General features: G+C 69.9%; 15 protein-coding genes. 6 read left to right on the top strand and 9 right to left on the bottom strand.

Going from position 1 to position 17818, the window contains the following annotated elements; genetic code table 11:
- Positions 1 to 15 precede the first annotated feature (15 nt).
- Together VDQ83_RS06865 and VDQ83_RS06870 are read left to right on the top strand one after the other, a co-directional pair.
- Entirely contained in the window at positions 16 to 2136 is a 2121-nt protein-coding gene (locus VDQ83_RS06865) for a M13 family metallopeptidase (protein WP_455434333.1), read from the top strand.
- A gap of 294 nt (positions 2137 to 2430) precedes the next feature.
- The gene (locus tag VDQ83_RS06870) at positions 2431 to 4440 is read left to right on the top strand and encodes a M13 family metallopeptidase (protein ID WP_455434334.1); all 2010 of its coding nucleotides are present in this window, start codon (positions 2431 to 2433) and stop codon (positions 4438 to 4440) included.
- Between the two features lie 388 nt (positions 4441 to 4828).
- Here VDQ83_RS06870 and VDQ83_RS06875 read toward each other — a convergent pair whose 3' ends face one another.
- From VDQ83_RS06875 to VDQ83_RS06900, 6 genes are all read right to left on the bottom strand, one after another.
- On the bottom strand, positions 4829 to 5485 hold the full coding sequence (locus VDQ83_RS06875) for a rhomboid family intramembrane serine protease (protein ID WP_455434335.1): 657 nt from the start codon (positions 5483 to 5485) through the stop codon (positions 4829 to 4831).
- Between the two features lie 40 nt (positions 5486 to 5525).
- Positions 5526 to 5966: an MGMT family protein gene (locus tag VDQ83_RS06880; RefSeq protein WP_455434336.1), complete on the bottom strand. Its 441-nt coding sequence runs from the start codon at positions 5964 to 5966 to the stop codon at positions 5526 to 5528.
- Positions 5888 to 6823 (bottom strand): DMT family transporter, encoded by a 936-nt coding sequence (locus VDQ83_RS06885; protein ID WP_455434337.1) that lies wholly within the window; start codon positions 6821 to 6823, stop codon positions 5888 to 5890. The genes VDQ83_RS06880 and VDQ83_RS06885 overlap by 79 nt, the downstream gene beginning before the upstream one ends.
- A 328-nt stretch (positions 6824 to 7151) precedes the next feature.
- A complete protein-coding gene (gene gorA / locus VDQ83_RS06890) occupies positions 7152 to 8510 on the bottom strand; it encodes a glutathione-disulfide reductase (protein ID WP_455434338.1) in 1359 nt (452 codons plus the stop codon).
- Between the two features lie 262 nt (positions 8511 to 8772).
- On the bottom strand, positions 8773 to 9996 hold the full coding sequence (locus VDQ83_RS06895) for a DUF418 domain-containing protein (RefSeq protein ID WP_455434414.1): 1224 nt from the start codon (positions 9994 to 9996) through the stop codon (positions 8773 to 8775).
- A 219-nt stretch (positions 9997 to 10215) separates the two neighbouring features.
- Positions 10216 to 10695, bottom strand: a complete 480-nt coding sequence (locus VDQ83_RS06900) for an FKBP-type peptidyl-prolyl cis-trans isomerase (protein WP_263397829.1) — start codon at positions 10693 to 10695, stop codon at positions 10216 to 10218.
- 110 nt (positions 10696 to 10805) lie between these two features.
- On the opposite strand from VDQ83_RS06900, the gene VDQ83_RS06905 reads away from it, so the two are divergent.
- Together VDQ83_RS06905 and VDQ83_RS06910 are read left to right on the top strand one after the other, a co-directional pair.
- On the top strand, positions 10806 to 11348 hold the full coding sequence (locus VDQ83_RS06905; protein WP_263397828.1) for a C40 family peptidase: 543 nt from the start codon (positions 10806 to 10808) through the stop codon (positions 11346 to 11348).
- A gap of 107 nt (positions 11349 to 11455) precedes the next feature.
- Entirely contained in the window at positions 11456 to 12280 is an 825-nt protein-coding gene (locus tag VDQ83_RS06910) for a C40 family peptidase (protein ID WP_263397827.1), read from the top strand.
- 121 nt (positions 12281 to 12401) lie between these two features.
- Here the strand turns inward: VDQ83_RS06910 and VDQ83_RS06915 are convergent, their stop codons facing one another.
- The 3 genes from VDQ83_RS06915 to VDQ83_RS06925 form a co-directional block, all read right to left on the bottom strand.
- Positions 12402 to 12881, bottom strand: coding sequence for an acyl-CoA thioesterase (locus tag VDQ83_RS06915; protein WP_455434339.1), 480 nt, complete (start codon positions 12879 to 12881; stop codon positions 12402 to 12404).
- Positions 12882 to 13055: 174 nt separating this feature from the next.
- Positions 13056 to 13892, bottom strand: coding sequence for a class I SAM-dependent methyltransferase (locus VDQ83_RS06920; RefSeq protein WP_455434340.1), 837 nt, complete (start codon positions 13890 to 13892; stop codon positions 13056 to 13058).
- A gap of 7 nt (positions 13893 to 13899) precedes the next feature.
- Positions 13900 to 15240, bottom strand: coding sequence for a dicarboxylate/amino acid:cation symporter (locus tag VDQ83_RS06925; RefSeq protein WP_455434341.1), 1341 nt, complete (start codon positions 15238 to 15240; stop codon positions 13900 to 13902).
- A 151-nt stretch (positions 15241 to 15391) separates the two neighbouring features.
- Here VDQ83_RS06925 and VDQ83_RS06930 point away from each other — a divergent pair, with 151 nt between their 5' ends.
- Together VDQ83_RS06930 and VDQ83_RS06935 are read left to right on the top strand one after the other, a co-directional pair.
- Positions 15392 to 17095 (top strand): alkaline phosphatase, encoded by a 1704-nt coding sequence (locus VDQ83_RS06930; protein WP_455434342.1) that lies wholly within the window; start codon positions 15392 to 15394, stop codon positions 17093 to 17095.
- On the top strand, positions 17092 to 17655 hold the full coding sequence (locus VDQ83_RS06935; RefSeq protein WP_455434343.1) for a WG repeat-containing protein: 564 nt from the start codon (positions 17092 to 17094) through the stop codon (positions 17653 to 17655). Before VDQ83_RS06930 ends, VDQ83_RS06935 begins: the two co-directional genes overlap by 4 nt.
- The last annotated feature ends 163 nt before the right edge of the window (positions 17656 to 17818 follow it).

A 17818-nucleotide genomic window follows, 5' to 3' on the forward strand; every position in this document is an offset into this window, starting at 1 on the left:
GCTTGGAGCTTCCTTGTGACCTTTCGCAATCCCCAACTGCTGCTGTTGACCCTGGCCGTAAGCGCCGCGCTGAGCGGCTGCAACAAGCCCGACGCGGCAGCGCCCGCCGCCGACGCCGCCAAGACCGAAGCCGCCGCATCGGCGCCCGCCGCGGCGCCGGCCGAGCTGAAGCTCGACGCCAGCAAGCTGCCGGCCTACAACGCGTTCAACGCCAACGACCTGGATCCGGCCAAGGACGCCTGCGGCGATTTCGCCGGCTACGTCAACGGCAAGTGGCTGGCCGCCAACGAGATCCCCAAGGACCGCAGCAGCTGGGGCGCGTTCTCGATCCTGGACGAGCGCTCGGTCGCCGTGCAGCACCAGCTGGCCGAGCAGGCCGCCGCCGCCAACGCGCAGGGCGTGGACAAGATCGTCGGCGACTTCTGGGCCTCGGGCATGGACGAAGCCAAGGTCAACGCGCAGGGCATCGAGCCGCTGAAGGCCGACCTGGCCGCGATCGACGGGCTCAAAGACGGCCCGGCGGTGGCCGAATACCTGCGTCAGAGCGCGGCCAAGGGCGAGAACGGCCTGTTCGGCTTCGGCGCCGAGGCCGACTTCAAGAACTCGTCGATGAACATCGCCTACGCGATGCAGGCCGGCCTGGGCCTGCCGGACCGCGGCTACTATTTCGACGCCGACAAGAAGGACAAGCTCAAGGCCTACCAGGCGCACGTGGCCAAGGTGCTGGAGCTGTCCGGCGTGCCGGCGGCCGATGCGGCCAAGCAGGCGCAGGACGTGATCGCGCTGGAAACGCGCCTGGCCAAGGTCTCCAAGTCCAGCGAAGAGATGTCGCGCGACGCCGAGTTGGCCTACAACCCGATCACCCCGGCCGAGGCCGACAAGCTGACCCCGAACTTCCCGTGGACCAAGTTCTTCGAGTCGCAGGGCGTGGCGGTGCCGGAGAAGTTCTCGCTGGCGATCCCGGCGTTCCATCAGGAAGTGAGCAAGGCGCTGGGCGACGCCGATCCGTCGGTGTGGCGCGCCTACCTGCGCTTCCACACCGTCGATAGCGCCTCGCCGTACCTGAGCGATGCGTTCGCGCAGGAGAATTTCGCGTTCTACGGCAAGGAACTCAACGGCCAGGCCGAGATGAAGCCGCGTTGGAAGCGCGTGCTCGGCAGCATCGAGGACGGCGCCGGCGAGGCGATGGGCCAGATGTACGTCAAGGTCGCCTTCTCGCCCGACGCCAAGGCCAAGATGCAGCAGCTGGTCGACAACCTGCGCCAGGCGCTGAAGGGGCGCATCGAGCACCTGAGCTGGATGAGCGACGAGACCAAGGCCAAGGCGATCGCCAAGTGGGAGACCTTCACCCCGAAGATCGGCTACCCGGACAAGTGGCGCGACTACAGCGGCCTGAGCACGCAGCGCGACAGCTACCTGGACAACGTGCGCGCCGCCACCGCGTTCAACTACAAGTACAACCTGGGCAAGATCGGCAAGCCGGTGGACAAGACCGAATGGGGCATGACCCCGCAGACGGTCAACGCCTACTACAACCCGCTGCAGAACGAGATCGTGTTCCCGGCCGCGATCCTGCAGCCGCCGTTCTTCGATCCCAACGCCGACGACGCGTTCAACTACGGCGGCATCGGCGCGGTGATCGGCCACGAGATGACCCACGGCTACGACGACCAGGGCGCGCGCTTCGGGCCCAGCGGCAACTTCGAGAACTGGTGGACGCCGGCCGATGCCAAGAACTTCGCCGCGCTCACCGGCAAGCTGGTCAAGCAGTTCGACGAGTACAAGGTCGACGGCAAGCCGGTCAACGGCAAGCTGACCCTGGGCGAGAACATCGCCGACCTGGGCGGCCTGTCCACCGCCTACGACGCGCTGAAGAAGGCCACCGAGGGCAAGGACGACCCGAAGGTCGGCGGCATGACCCGCGACCAGAACTTCTTCCTCAACTGGGCCACCGTGTGGCGCACCAAGTACACCCCGCAGAACGCGATGGTGCGCCTGACCACCGACCCGCACGCCCCGGCGCAGTTCCGCGCGATGGGCGCGCCGTCGAACCTGCCGGCCTTCGCCGCCGCGTTCCAGTGCAAGGCCGGCTCGCCGATGGTCCGCGCCGGCGATCGGCAGGTCGTGATCTGGTAAGCACGTCGTAGCGACGCGACACGGAAAGGCCCGGCATGTCCGGGCCTTTTCTTTGGCGATGCGCGCGGACGGCGGTCCGGTCCGATGCCAAGCGTCCGCTGCGCCGCCGTCACTGCCGCACGGGCGGCGGCGGCCGCAGCGGCGCAGCCGATCGGCGATCCGGACGGCCGCCGGCCTTTCCCCCTGCCCGCCCATCTGAACAGATCAGGGATCAGGCGCGCCGCACGCGGACACAGCTGCGCGCCGCAGCTTGTTAAACTCCGCCGACTTTAATCCTGACCGGATTCGCTCCCGATGCTCAACGCCCGTCCGCTTGCCCTCGCTGTCGCCCTCGGCCTGATCGCCCTGGCGTCCACCGCCGATGCCGCGCCCAAGAAGAAGCGCGCCGCCGCCAAGGCGCCCGTCGTCAGCGCCGCCTGCACCGATTTCTACGACTACGCCAACGCCGACTGGCTGAAGAGCAACCCGCTGCCGCAGACCGGCGCGGTGACCGCGCTGGGCCAGTTGTCCGCGCGCGCGCAGCAACAGCAGCGCGACCTGCTCGACGCGTCGATGCGCGCGCCGCAGAACGACGTGCAGAAGGCGCTGGGCGATTTCTGGGCCAGCGGCCTGGACGAAGCGGCGGTGGAAAAGGACGGCTCCAACCCGATCGCGCCGCTGCTCAGCCGCATCGACGCGATCAAGAAGGCCAAGGACGTGCCGGCCTCGATCGCCGCGCTGCACCAGATCGGTATCCCGGTCGCGTTCAACTTCGGCGCCGACGTCGACCTGAAGGCGCTGGATCGCCACATCGGCTACTTCATGCAGGGCGGCATGGGCTTGCCCGACCCGGCCTTCTACACCCGCACCGATGCCGACACCGTGGCGCTGATGGGCCGCTACCGCGCCTACGTCAAGCAGATCCTGACCCTGACCGGCACCCCGGCCGCCAAGCTCGAGGCCGACGCCCAGTCGGTGCTGCAGATCGAGACCGCGCTGGCGCGCAGCGCCAAGTCGCTGGCCGGCATCAACAACCCGTTCAACAACTACGCGCCGATCTCCACCAAGGAGTTGAACAAGCAATACCGCAACCTGAAGCTGGACGCGTTCCTGAAGGCTCAGGGCGTCAACGACGACCTGGTGTCGCTGGCCGATCCGGAGATGTTCAAGCAGCTCGACGGCATGATCGCCAGCATCAAGCCCGAGCAGTGGAAGGCCTACCTGCGCTGGCGCGTGGGCGACGCGATGGCGCCGTACCTGTCCAAGAGCTTCCGCGACGCCAGCTTCGAGTTCCGCGGCCGCGTGCTGGAAGGCCAGACCCTGCCGCCGCAGCGCTGGACGCAGGTGCTGGACGCGATCAACGTCGCCGCCGGCCCGATGCTGGGCCGCGAGTACGTCGGCCGCTATCTCAGCGCCGACGCCCGCCGCCAGGCCGAGAGCATCGCCGACCAGGTGCGCGAGACGCAGATCGCCGCGATCAAGCGCAACACCTGGCTGAGCGAGCCGGCCCGCGCCGAAGCGCAGGCCAAGCTGGCCGCGCTGAAGATCGAGATCGGCGCGCCGCGCCGCGACCTGGACTACAGCGTGCAGCCGATGGGCCGCGGCAGCTTCGGCGGCAACATGCTGATCGCCTCCACCTGGCGCCACCGCGAGGAAATGAAGCGCATCGGCAAGGGCAACGCCGACCGCCGCTGGGATGTGCTGCCGCAGCAGCCGGCGCTGACCTACGACCTGGCCCAGAACCGCCTGATCGTCACCGCCGCGGTGCTGCAGCCGCCGGTGTTCGTCGCCGGCGGCGATGCCGCCGCGCTGTACGGCGGCTACGGCGCGCTGGTCGCGCACGAGCTGATCGGCGCGATCGACAGCAAGGGCAGCCAGGTCGACGCCAAGGGCGAACTGCGCAACTGGTGGACGCCGGAAGACAAGAGCGCGTGGAACGCGCTGGGCGCGCGCGCGGCGGCACAGTACGGCGCCTACGACTTCCCAGGGGTGAAGGGCGCCAAGGTCAACGGCCCGCTGACCCAGGAGCAGGATCTGACCGACATCGGCAGCGTCGAGCTGGCCTGGCAGGCCTACGCCGCCGCCCAGCCCGCCGCCGCCGACGCCGGCAAGCAGGCGTTCTACAAGGCCTGGGCCGGCCTGTGGGCGCAGCAGCTGTCGCCGAACGAAGCGGTGCAACGCGTCACCGCCGACGTGCACGCGCCGGGCCGCTGGCGCGCCAACGGCCCGCTGGCCAACCTGCCGTCCTTCGCCGCCACCTTCACCTGCAAGGCCGGCCAGCCGATGGTGCGCAGCGACGCCGAGCAGATCCGCCTCTGGCCGTAATCGGGGTTCGATAGGCAATGCATGCACGACGGCGCGGGCAACCGCGCCGTCGTGCGTTTGGCGACGATCGACAGAGGCCGCCAGCATCGCCGCGGTTGCCGACGGCCGACGGCTCATCCAAGGCATCGCGCCGAGCGATACGCCGAAAACGTCCTACAACGACGCCGCTTCCTGCGGCAACGCGTTACCCGGAGAAGATGTGCGGGCGGACGCTCGAACAATGGCAGTGGTGCGGATCCACCAATTCTAGAAAGCACGCACACGGGACGTGGTCACCGACGCAGATCGCCGGCCACGCTATGGCCTATTCGGATCGCCTTCCACGATCGCGTACGGCACACACCGGCGCGGGCTCGCTACGACGCCCGTCGATGCACGCAGGCGCCGCTCAGCGCACGATCCGCGGCCCCGGCGGCTTGCGCTTGCCGAACGGCGGTTGCCCGCGCCAGTAGCGGATCAGCAGCCAGCCGAACAGCATGCCGCCCAGGTGCGCGAAATGCGCCACGCCCGGCTGCCAGCCGGTGAAGCCCATGATCAGCTCCAGCGCGCCGAACACGATCACGAAGGTGCGCGCCTTCATCGGGATCGGCGGGAACAGCAGCATCACCCGCTGGTTCGGGAACAGCATGCCGAAGGCCAGCAACAGGCCGAACACGCCGCCGGACGCGCCCAGGGTCGGGTACGGCTCGCCGCCGTTGCTGACCGTCCACCAGCCCACCAGCACCTGGCACAGGCCGGCGCCGGCCACGCACACCAGGTAGTAGGTCAGGAAGCGCTTGTTGCCCCAGGTCTGCTCCAGCGGGCCGCCGAACATGTACAGCGCGAGCATGTTGAACAGCAGGTGCGAGAAACCGCCGTGCAGGAAGCCGTAGGTCAGCAGCTGCCAGATCTGGAAGTTCTGCCCCGGCGAGAACGCATCGAAGGCGCCGATCGGCCACAGCATGAACGGTGCGAACGTGTCGTTGCCCAGCAGCATCTGCAGCAGGAACAACACCACATTGCCGATCAGCAAGGCTTGGGTAACGGGCGGAAGTCTGGGGAACATGGTCGTGTCCGTGGCAACTGCCGACCATCATAGCCGCTCGCTATTGCGGCCCCCATAACGCGGCGTCGAGGTCGCGCGCCGGCGTTGGGGCGCGCTTCACCCGCCCGCCCTGCACCGCCACGCCCTCGGCACGCAGCCGCTGGCACTGCTCGCGAAAGCCGCGCGAGCCTTCCGGGAAGGCGATGCGTCCGTCGCTGCGCAGCACCCGGTGCCAGGGCAGCGCCGGGTCGTCGTTGCCGCCGAGCACGCGCGCGACCAGCCGCGCGCGGCCCGGCAACCCGGCCAGCATCGCGACTTCGCCGTAGCCGCGCACCTGACCGGACGGGATCGCCCGGATCGTCGCCAGGATCTTCGCCTGGGCCGCGGCCGAGGCCTCGGCACCCGGCGCGGGACGGCCCCCGCTCATGCCGCCACCGTGCGCGCCGGCCGCGACACCATCAGCACCCCGCCCAGCACCAGCAGCGTGCCGGCGATCTGCCACGTCCCCATCGCCTCGCCCAGCAGCAGCACGCTGAGCACGATGGTCGAGACCGGGCCGAGCATGCCGATCTGCGAGGCCAGGCCCGAACCGATCCGCCGCACCGCCAGCATCGTTGCCAGCACCGGCACCGCGGTGCACGCGGTGCCGTTGAGCAGCGACAGCCAGTACACCTGGTGCGGCAGCACCAATGCCTGCAGCGGCCGCAGCAGCAGAAACTGGGCGATGCACAGCACGCAGGCGACGAGGCTGGCGTAGGCGGTCAGCCGCACCGCGCCGATCCGCGCCACCATCTGCCCGCTGCCAACCAGGTACAGCGCATAGGCCAGCGCGCTGCCGAACACCAGCAGGCTGCCCCAGGCGGTGCGCGCGCCGCCGACCTGCAGGTCGTGGCCGAAGGCGAGCAGCACGCCGACATAGCTCAGCGCCAGCGCCCACAGCTGGCGGCGCTGCGGCCGGCGGCGGAACGCCAGCACGCCGATCAGCAGCACCAGGGTCGGGGTCAGATACAGGATCAGCCGCTCCAGCGTGGCGGTGATGTAGGCCAGGCCGAGGAAATCCAGGTAGCTGGCCAGGTAGTAGCCGAGCACGCCGAGCGCGCCGATGCGCCAACGATCGCCGCGCTGCAACGGCGGCACGCGGCGCGCCGCCCACAGCGCCATCGCCGCGAAACACGGCAACGCCACCAGCATGCGCAGCGCCAGCAGGGTCACCGCGTCCACGCCGTAGCGATAGCCGAGCTTGACGATGATCGCCTTGCCGGAAAACGCGATCGCGCCGCCGGCGGCGAGCAGCACGCCGCCCAGGTCGGCATGCGCCGTCGGCAACGCAGCGGAAGTCGGGCGTCCAGGCGCGTTCATCGCGGACCGGCGCCGAGGCGGAAACGGACATCGGGCATGCGCCCATTCTACGGCCGCGGCACGCCATGCCCAGCGTTGCAGCGCTGCAGCAGTGCGAACGACAGCATCCATCTCAAGCACAAGGGCACCTTCACGGCGTGCGGAACACCACGCGAACACGAAGGCAATGGCATCGGCGCACCCAGCCAACTCGCCGCAGCTCCCTGTGGGAGCGACTTCAGTCGCGACGAGCGAATCCGTGGGGCGAATGGCTTCGGACAATGTACTGCCTCGCCGCCTCCCCGCGGCGCCGCATCCAGCAGCGCCAGCGCCGCGCTGCCGTTGCGCCTCAGCGCATCAGCACCACTTCCTCGGCCGAGGTCGGATGGATCGCCACCGTGTCTTCCAGCTGGCGCTTGGTCACGCCCAGCTTCAGCGCCACCGCGAAACCCTGCAGGATCTCGTCGGCGCCGTCGCCGAGCAGGTGGAACCCGACTACCCGTTCGTCCTCGCCGACGCAGACCAGCTTGAACAGGCTGCGCTGCGGCGAGTCGGCCAGCGCATGCAGCATCGGCCGGAAGTTGCTGCGGTACACGGTCACCGCCTCGCCGTAGCGTTCCCGCGCCTGCTCCTCGCCGAGCCCGACCTGGCCCAGCGGCGGATGCGAGAACACCACGCTAGGCACGTTCTCGTAGTCCAGCCGCGCCTGCGGCCGGTCGCCGAACAGCCGCTCCATCAGCTTGCGTCCGGCGGCGATCGCCACCGGGGTCAGGCCGATCTTGCCGGCCACGTCGCCGATCGCGTACAGCCCCGGCACGTCGGTGTTCTGGTAGTCGTCGACCAGCACTTCGCACTTGTCGCCCAAGCGCACGCCCAGCTCCTCCAGGCCGATGCCCTTGCTGTTCGGACGCCGCCCGATCGCGAAGAACACCTGGTCGACCGCCTCGCCCGGCCGCCCTTCCGCGTCGTAAAGCTGCAAGCCCTGGTCGCCGCGGCGCAAGGCGCTGGCGCGGTAGCCGAAATGCAGGCGCACGCCCTGATGGCGCAGGTTCTCGCCGAGCTGGCGCGCCAGTTCCGCATCGAAGCGTTCCAGCAGGCGTTCGCCTTGCACATACAGCTCGACGCGGCTGCCCAGCGCCTGCAGCAGGCCGGCCAGCTCCAGCGCGATATAGCCGCCGCCGACGATCGCCACCCGCGCCGGCGCCTCGCACAGATTGAAGAAATCGTCCGACACCAGGCCCAGTTCCGCGCCCTCGATCGGCGGCCGCAATGCGTGCGCGCCGGTGGCGATCACCACGTGGCGGGCACTGACCCGCACGCCGTCGCCGCACTCGACCGTGTGCGCGTCCAGCAGCCGGCCGCGCTGCGGGATCAGCACCACCCCGTCGGCGTCCAGGCGCCGCCGGTAGCTGCCATGGATGTTGCCGATGTAGCCCTGGCGATGCGCCACCAGCTCCGGCCACGACAGCGTGGAATCGGCAATGGAAAACCCGATGCCGCGCGCCAGATCGATGCGCCCGACCAGATCGGCCGCCAGCCACATCACCTTCTTCGGCACGCAGCCGACGTTGACGCAGGTCCCGCCGAGCGCGTCCGGCTCCAGGATCGCCACGCGCGCGCCGAGACCGGCGGCGCGGAACGCGGCGGCCAGGCCGCCGGAACCGCCGCCGAGCACCAGCAGGTCGTAGTCGTAGAGCGCCGCGCTCACTGGAAACGCTCCACGTGGTGCGGCATGGGGTCGATCGCGGGGTTGTGCCCGCAACTCAAGTCGGCCATCGGGTGTGTCCTGTCGCGCTGTCGATGCGGATTCCGAGCATGCCATGGGCCACGGCACGCCACATGTGAGGAGGTCGCGGCGACGCCGCGTATTCGCAGGCCATCGCGGGCGATCGACCGCCGGCCGCGCCAGCGCGCGCACCGCGACCGGCGCTGCGCAGCGCGTGGTGGCAAGCCGCGTTCATTGCGCTGCTTCAGAGTGCATCGCGACGCCGCAGCGGCTGCCAGCGCAGGTAGCTCGCCGAACGCCACAGCCATTCCACCGGACCGAAGCGGAAATGCCGCAGCCACAGCTGCGACAGCGCCACCTGCAGCGCGAACAGCGCGAACGCGAACGGGATCTGCCAGACCCGCGGCAGGCGCTCGAAATAGCCCAGGCCGTAGCCGTAGAACAGCGTGGTGCACAGCAGCGACTGCAGCAGGTAGTTGCTCAGCGCCATGCGCCCGGCCGGCGCCAGCCAGCGCAGCGCCGGAGTGAAACGCGCGATCCAGGCCGCATAGCCCAGCGCCATCATGCCGCTGGCCACCGTGGCCAGCGCGAACGCGCTGGCCAGGCGCAGATCCAGGCGCGCCGGATCCATCCACGGCTCCAGCCGGAAGCTCAGCAGCATCAGCGCCAGGCCCAGCGGCAGCACGCCCCAGCGCAGCGCCGCCAGCAACCGCGGACGCCGCTGCGGCTGCAGCGCCAGACCGCTGCGCACGCACCACGCGCCGAGCAGGAACATGCCGAAGATGGTCGGCGCGTTGAACACCAGCACGCCGAGCGCATCGACCAGATCGCGCAGGCGCTGCGCGGTAGCTGCGGCGTAGCTGCCATGGCCGAACACCTGGCGCTGCTCGGCCAGTGCCGCCGCCGCGCGTTGCGCCTGTTCGGCCATGCCCTGCCGCCATTGCACGGCGGCGTGCGGATCGGCCTGCGCCGCCGAGCCCACCGCGCCGGTCAACAGCGACAGCAGCGGCGAACACAGGTACACCGCCAGCGCCATCCACGGCAGCCAACGCGTCGGCGCCTCGCGGAAGGCGAGCAGCATGAACGCCAGCAGCGCATAGCTGACCAGGATGTCGCCGGACCACAGCAACACCGCATGCAGCGCGCCGATCAGCAGCAGCACCGCGCTGCGGCGCACGAAGAAGCCGCCGAATTCGCGCCGCGCCGCCTCGGCGCGCTGCGCCATCACCGCAAAGCCCATGCCGAACAGCAACGCGAACAAGGTGTAGAACTTGCCCTGCACCAGCAGGTACACCGCCGCGTCGGCGATGCGGTCGGCGCCGCGCAACGAAGGGTCCAGGCCGGTCAGCGCTTCGTCGAGCGGACCGACGAAGCCCTCGATGTTCATCAGCAGGATGCCGAGCAACGCGAAGCCGCGCAGCACGTCCAGCGTGGCGATGCGCTCGGCGGGCGCGACGGGCTGCAGCACGGGAGCGGAGGAAGCCAAGGCGGGCACCGGACGAAGGACCGGCGATTATCCATCGCCGCGGCGCGCATGCGCCGAGGCGCACTGCGCGAAGGACAGGGCGGGCGCGAACGGCGACCGCCGCGGCGCCGCCCGGCGACGCCGATCAGGCAGCGGTCGCGACGCAGCGCGCCGCCGCGCGGCAGGCACGGCTCCCGCGGACGGGAGCCGCGCCGCGCTCACTCAATGGTGGTGGCCGCCATCGCCGTGCACGTGGCCGTGCTCGATTTCTTCGGCGCTGGCTTCGCGCACGTCGATGATCTCCACGTCGAAATGCAGGTCCTTGCCCGCCATCGGGTGGTTGAGATCGACGTCGACCACGCTCATGCCGACCTTCTGCACGGTCACCGCGCGCGGGCCGAAGTTGGTCTGCAACACCACCTGGCTGCCCGGCTGCAGCTTGGTCGCGCCGAAATGCTTCTTCGGCACCCGCTGGGTCAGGCCTTCGCGATATTCGCCGTAGGCGTCGGTGGCGGCCACGTCGACGCCGAAGCTCGCGCCGGCTTCCTTGTCCAGCATCGCGTTCTCCAGGCCCGGGATGATGTTGCCGTGGCCGACCAGGATCACCAGCGGATCGCGGTCCTTGGAGGTTTCGATCGGCGCCTGGCCGGCTTCCGAGACGGTGTAGTGGAAACGGACGACGCGGTCTTTTTCGATCTTCATGTGCAACTCTGCGCTGTGGCTGCCGAAGGCAGACGGTGTGGACGGCTTGTCGGCCGACGGGAGCGCCGCCATGATGGCGGCCATCTGAGGTCGCGCATTATCCGGGCTACATGCACAACAAGCCAGTTTCACCCGCCGCGCGCCGCCGTCTTGCGTCCTGGACCGCCCTGCTGTGCATCACCGTGCTGGCCGCCTGCGGCCGCCAGGAGGTGCGTCCGTCGCGGCCGCCGCCGGCGGCGATGCGCAGCTGGCCGCAGGTGGTGCCGGCCGATCCGGCCGCGGCCAATGCGGTGCTGATGCGCGCGCTGGGCCTGGTCGGCACGCCCTACCGCTACGGCGGCAACACCCCCGAGTCCGGCTTCGACTGCAGCGGCCTGGTCGCCTACGTCTACCGCGACATGCTCGACCTGCAGCTGCCGCGGACCTCGCGCGAGCTGGCCGCGGTGCAGGGTCCGCGGATCGATCCGCAGCGCCTGAGCACCGGCGATCTGGTGTTCTTCGGCAGCGCCGGCAGCGTCAGCCATGTCGGCATCTATGTCGGCGAGGGCCGCTTCGTGCATGCCCCGAGCAGCGGCGGAACGGTGCGCCTGGACTTCCTGGATGGGGCCTACTGGCGCGACCACTACACCGGCGCCAAGCGGGTCCTGCACTGAACTGTGGTTGCGCTCACATTCATAATCACGAAATATTAACGCTATTTGAACTTCGTCTTGCCGTCTACAGGGCATGATCGCCCATCGTTTGAATTTGTGATCAACGCGTGACGACTGAAGCCAAGACCTCTCCAGGCAAGACCACCGTCCCCCGCCGGGCCGCCTTCCGCCTCATCTGCACCGCCTCGCTCTGCCTGTCGGCCGTTCCGGCCCTGGCCCAGTCGGCTCCCGCCGACATCGTGATTCCCGAAGCCATCGCTGCCGCCGCGCCGGCGCAAGCGACCACCAGCACCATCAGCACCAACCCCAACGCCGCACAGCCCGCGACCGCCAAGCCGGTCGCCGCCTCCGCCCAGGCGCAGGCCCCGGCCCGCAGCAAGGCCGATGCCGCCGCGACCGCGACCCTGGCCGCCCTGCTCCCGCATCTGGCCGCCAACGACACCATTCCGTTGATGGACCGCTCGGCGATGTTCGCCGGCGACATCAGCCGCCTGCTGGCCAACTACGACGTGTCCCAGGCGCCGCTGCGCGAAGGCGTGGTGCCGGGCGGCGACAAGGTCCAGTCGGTGCTCAAGCGCGCCATGGCGCTGCTCGGCACGCCCTACCGCTGGGGCGGCGAGGACACCGAAGGCTTCGATTGCAGCGGCCTGGTCGGCTACGTGTTCCGCACCGCGCTGGGTATCGAGCTGCCGCGCGTGTCGCGCGAGATGGCGCGCGAGGCCAATGCCGAGCTGATCAAGGACCGCGCCGCGCTGGCGCCGGGCGACCTGGTGTTCTTCGGCCGCAAGGGCCGGGTCGACCACGTCGGCCTGTACGTCGGCGAAGGCCGCTTCCTGCACGCGCCGAGCCGCGGCAAGGACGTGCGCGTGGACACGCTGGCGACCGGCTACTGGAGCGCCAAGTTCCTGCAGGCGCGGCGCGTGGCGATGTAAGCACGCCGCGGGCACACGCCAGGCAAGCGAAAGGCCGCTGGGGACAGCGGCCTTTTTCGTTGCGGCGTGCCGGCCCGCGTCCGCGGTCGCGCCGGTGGGCGCGTCCGCGGCCAGTGCCAGCTCAGGCCTGGTAGTGCGAGATGGTGTCCTCGATCCCCTTGCTCAGCTCCATCACCTTCAACGCGTACTCGGACAGGCGATGGTCCTCCGGCGTATCCGGAGTCCACGACGGCACCGGCGTCGGCTTGCCTTCCACCCCGTCCAGGGCCACGAACACGATGATGCAATGGGTGCACAGCCGCGAGTCGCCGCCCATCGGGTCGCGCGCGCGCACGTCGATCGCGAAATGCATGCTGGTGCTGCCGGTATAGACCAGCTTGGCGCTGACTGTGACCATGTCGCTGATCCGGATCGGCGAGACGAAGCGGATCCCGCCGACCGCCACGGTCACGCTGTAGTGCCCGCTCCAGCCCACCGCCGCGGCGTAGCCGACCTGGTCGATCCACTTCATCACCACGCCGCCGTGGACCTTGCCGCCGTAGTTGACGTCGATCGGCTCGGCCAGGAAGCGGAAGGTCAGTTCGCGTTGCGTGCCGCTCATCGGGGCTCCAGGGAAGATAAAGAAGCTGAAGTCTGCCACGTACCGGCGCTGCAGGCGCCGCACCGCCGCAACGCACGGATCGGCGGTTCAGGGCCGGCGACGGCGCCGCGCAGGAGCAGTCAGTGGCGAGCGCCCTCGCCTCGCCGGGCAGCCCCGCCGCGCGATCGCGACGGCCTAGGCATCCGCCAGTCCCGGGTTGTCGCGCTTGCGGATGCACAGCCACGGAAAGTGCGGCTGCGGCCGGCGCAGCGCGCGCAGGCAGCGGGCGCGCAGGCTGCGCGGATCGAACAACATGCGCAGCGCGATGCCGTCCAGCGCGGCCCAGGTGTGCTGGTGGTACTGGCTGGCCAGTTCCGCACAGCCCAAGCCGCTGAAGTAGCGCAGGCTGCGCGCGGCGCTGGCCTGCGCCTGCGCGGCATCGGCATAGAACGGACTGTCGATCACGTGCAGTTCGCCGTCGTGCCGCAGCAGGCCGAGCAGGCGCGCGACCAGCGCGCGCGGATCGGCGAAATACTGGATGCAGGCCGGCAGCACGACCACATCGAAGCGCTGCGGCGGCAGCGACAGCGTGTGGATGTCGCCGGCGACGAAGCTCAGGCGCGGACTGGCCGCGAACACGCGCGCGGCCTGCGCCAGTTCGGTGCGGTTGACGTCGACGCCGCAGACCTCGCGCTGCAGGCCGTCGGCCAGCCGCTGCGACAGCCAGCCGTTGCCGCAGCCCAGTTCGAGCAGCGGCCCGCCGCCGCCGCGCGCCTGCAGGTGGCGCAGCAGGCGCCGGCACGATTCGGCGCGCACCCGCCACTCGTGGCTGGCGGCCAGCGCCCCATCGGGATGCGGCAGCGTGCGCACCTGCGCGTCGCTGTAGACGCGGCCTTCCTGCTGCCGGACCGCGAGGTACTGGCGCTCGAACGGATCGGCGGCGAGCGCCTGCTGCACCAGCACGCCATTGATCGGCACCAGCCCGGGAAGCTGTTGCAGCTGTTCGCGCAAGCTGGTCACGGACGTACTCACCGGAACATCAACGCATCTGGCCGGATCCGTCTGCAGGCGGATCTTCCAGGCCGACGTTGCTCGACGCCGCCTCGTACACGCTGCGGTCGAGCAGGCCGGTCTCCTTGGCCACCAGCACCGGCACCAGCATCTGCCCGGTGACGTTGGTCATGGTGCGCATCATGTCCAGGATGCGGTCGATCGCGTACAGGTAGCCGATCACTTCCAGCGGCAGGTTGGCCGCGCTCAGCACCACCGTGGCCATCACCACCGCGGTGCCGGGCACGCCGGCGGTGCCGAAGCTGCCGAGCACCGAGGCGATCAGCACCACGAAGTACTGGTTGCCGGTCAGCGGCACCCCGGTGTACTGGGCGATGAACACCGCGCACAGCGCCGGAAAGATCGCGCCGCAGCCGTCCATCTTGATGCTGGCGCCCAGCGGCACCGCGAACGCGGCGTAGTCCTTGTTGACACCCAGGTTGTGGGTGATCGAGCGCATTGCCACCGGCATCGCGGCGAAGCTGGAGGAACTGACGAAGGCCACCTGCATGCCCGGCGCGGCGCCACGGAAGAACTTCCACGGGTTCAACCCATGCGCCAGCAGCAGCCCGCCGTACACCACCACAATGTGGATCGCGCAGGCCAGGTACAGCGCCAGCACGAAGTTGCCGAACGGCAGCAGTTTCTCGAAGCCGTAGGTGCCGACCAGGCCGGCGATCAGGCCGAAGGTGCCGAGCGGGGTCATCTCCAGCACGAAGCGGGTGACCTGGATCATGATGTCGCTCATCTGCGCGGTCAGCTGCCGCGCCTGCGCCACTCGCTCGCCGAGCTTGACCATCGCAAAGCCGAGCAGCGCGGCGAAGAAGATCACCGGCAGGATCGAGCCGCGTCCTGCGGCCAACACCGTCTCGCCGGCGGCATTGGTTTTGGTGCCGATGCCGGTCAGCGCGTAGAACGGGTTGGACGGCACCACGTCCAGCAGCACCTGGATCGGGCTGGGCACGTCGCGCGGCTTCCATGCGCTGTCCACGCTCAGGCCGAAGTGGCCGGCGCCGGGCTGCAGCAGCGTGCCCACAGCCAGGCCGACGCCGACCGCCAGCGCCGCGGTGAGCACGAACCACAGGAAGGTGCGCCCACCCAGCTTGGCCACCGACTGCTGGCCGTGCAGCGAGGAGATCGCATTGATCACCGCAAAGAACACCAGCGGCACCGCGATCATCTTGATCAGGGTCACGTACAGGTCGCCCAGCGGCCCGAACCAGGTCTCCGCGGCCGGCCCCATCGCCCAGCCGGCCAGCGCACCGAGCACGAAGCCGGCCACCACACGCTGCCAGAACGGAATGCGCAACCAGGCGGTCACCACTTTCATCGAGACTGTCCAGAAAAAATCCGAGATCCTGCACCATAACGCAAGGCGACGCGGGCGACGACGCCATGGCTGGAAAGGCGCGATGTCATCGGCGTGCCTTGTCGCAGCCGGCATAATGCGTGGGACTTCGTGCCCAGGGCCCGCTTTTCGTATGCGCTACCTCGTTCCCGCCTTCGCCGCCGCCTCCACCCTGCTGCTGGCGGCCTGCGCCAGCGCGCCGCGCGCTCCCTCCGCTGCCGCCATCGCCCCGATCCAGGTGCCCGCCGTCGCCCATCCCAGTGGCGAGACCCCGGACTGGTGGTACCGCAGCGGCGCGGCCAAGGCCGCCAACAACGGCGCGATGCGCGGCAAGGCCAAGAACGTGATCCTGTTCCTTGGCGACGGCATGAGCCTGACCACGGTCGCCGCCGCACGCATCCTCGACGGCCAGCGCAAGGGCGCCTCCGGCGAGGAGAACCAGTTGTCGTGGGAGGCGTTCCCGGCCACCGCGCTAAGCAAGACCTACAACACCGATTCGCAGACCCCGGACTCGGCCGGCACCATGACCTCGATCACCACCGGGGTGAAGACCCACATGGGCGCGATCGGCGTGTCCGCCGGCAAGCGCGACGCCTGCGCCGACAGCCTCGGCAAGCAGTTGCTGACCTGGCTGGAACTGGCCGACAGCGCCGGCCTGAACACCGGCATCGTCACCACCACCCGGCTGACCCACGCCACGCCCGCCGCGACCTACACGCACGTGCCCGAACGCAACTGGGAAAGCGATACCGACCTGCCGGAGAAAGCGGTGGCCGAAGGCTGCCGCGACATCGCCCAGCAGATGGTGGGCACGCGCTTCGGCCGCGGCCCGCAGGTGATGCTGGCCGGCGGCCGCAGCCAGTTCACCACCGTCGAGCAGCGCGACCCGGAATACGACGACAAGGTCGGCCTGCGCCTGGACGGCCGCGACCTGGTCGGCGAATGGCGCCAGCGCCACCCGCAGGGCGCCTATGCCTGGAACCGCGGCCAGCTGGAAGCGGCGCAGAACGCGCCGGCGCTGCTCGGCCTGTTCGAGCCGGACCACATGCAGTTCGACCACGACCGCGACCAGGGCGCCGGCGGCGACCCGAGCCTGGCCGAGATGACCCGCGCCGCGATCCGCACCCTGTCGCGCGGCAACGACGGCTACGTGCTGATGGTCGAAGGCGGCCGCATCGACCACGCCCACCACGCCGGCAATGCCTACCGCGCGCTGGACGAGACCATCGCCCTGTCGCAGGCGGTGCAGGCCGCGGTGGACGCGACCTCGGCCGAGGACACGCTGATCGTGGTCACCGCCGACCACTCGCACACGCTGAACTTCGTCGGCTACCCGCAGCGCGGCAACCCGATCCTGGGCAAGGTGCGCGGCACCAGCGGCGAAGACGCCAACACCGGCGAACTGGCGCTGGACGGCAACGGCCAGCCGTACGCCACGCTCAGCTACGCCAACGGCCCTGGCCACACCGGCGCCAGCAACCAGCAGCCGGCCGGGATCAAGCAGTTCCCGCATGCGCCGAGCAGCTTCGAGCCTGCCAAGGGCCGCCCCGACCTGACCCATGTCGACACCGAGCAGCCGGATTTCATGCAGGAAGCGCTGGTGCCGACCAAGTCCGAGACCCATGGCGGCGACGACGTCGGCATCTGGGCGCGCGGCCCCGGCAGCGACGCGTTCCGCGGCAGCCTGGAAGAGAACGTGATCTACCACGTGATCGTGCAGGCCACGCCGAAGCTGCGCAGCCGCCTGTGCCAGGCCGGCACCTGCAACGGCGATGGCGTGCCGGTGCAGCTGCCGAAGCCGGCCGCGTTCATGGCCGACGCCGCAACCGCGAAATGACGGCGATACGGCCGCAGCGCACGGTCGTCGGGCGCGGCGCACCCTGGCTGCTCGCGCTGGCGGCGATCGCCGCGGCGCCGTCCGCCTGGGCGCAGGCCGACGCCGCCTGCCGGCTGGCCGATCCGAACACCGACAGGGACATCGTGCCCGGCTGCAGCGTCGGTGCCGACGGGCGCCTGACGCTGTCGCCGCAGGCACTGCGAGGCCTGCAGTTCGATGCCGAAGGACTGTCCGTGCTGACCGTGAACGACCAGTTCTATTATGTGCGCGCCGACGGCAGCAGCCTGCCGGTGATCCTCTGGGACAACGGGCCGGACTATTTCGTCGAAGGCCTGACCCGCGGCATCTTCCATGGCCGCATCGGCTTCTACGACCAACAGTTGCGCGAAGTGGTCGCGCCGGTCCACGACTTCGCCTGGCCGTTCGAGAACGGCGTGGCGCAGGTCTGCGACGGCTGCCATCGCGGCACGCCCGGACTCGACGGGCACACCCCGATGCTTGGCGGGCGCTGGTACTTCATCGACCGCGGCAACCGCGAAGTGCCCGAACCGGCCCGCTGACCGACGTGGCAGGTCCGCGCCGGTGGCGCGCTGTCGCGTCGGTGCACAATCGCGCATTGGTGTGGGCGGCGACGGATCTTCGGCTTGCACAGCCGCTTGCTTCCATCCCACCCCTGAACCTGCGGACCTGCTCGCCGCGGTTCGGTGCGTTGCGCAATGACCG

It is taken from the genome of Xanthomonas sp. WHRI 7945, assembly GCF_035026585.1.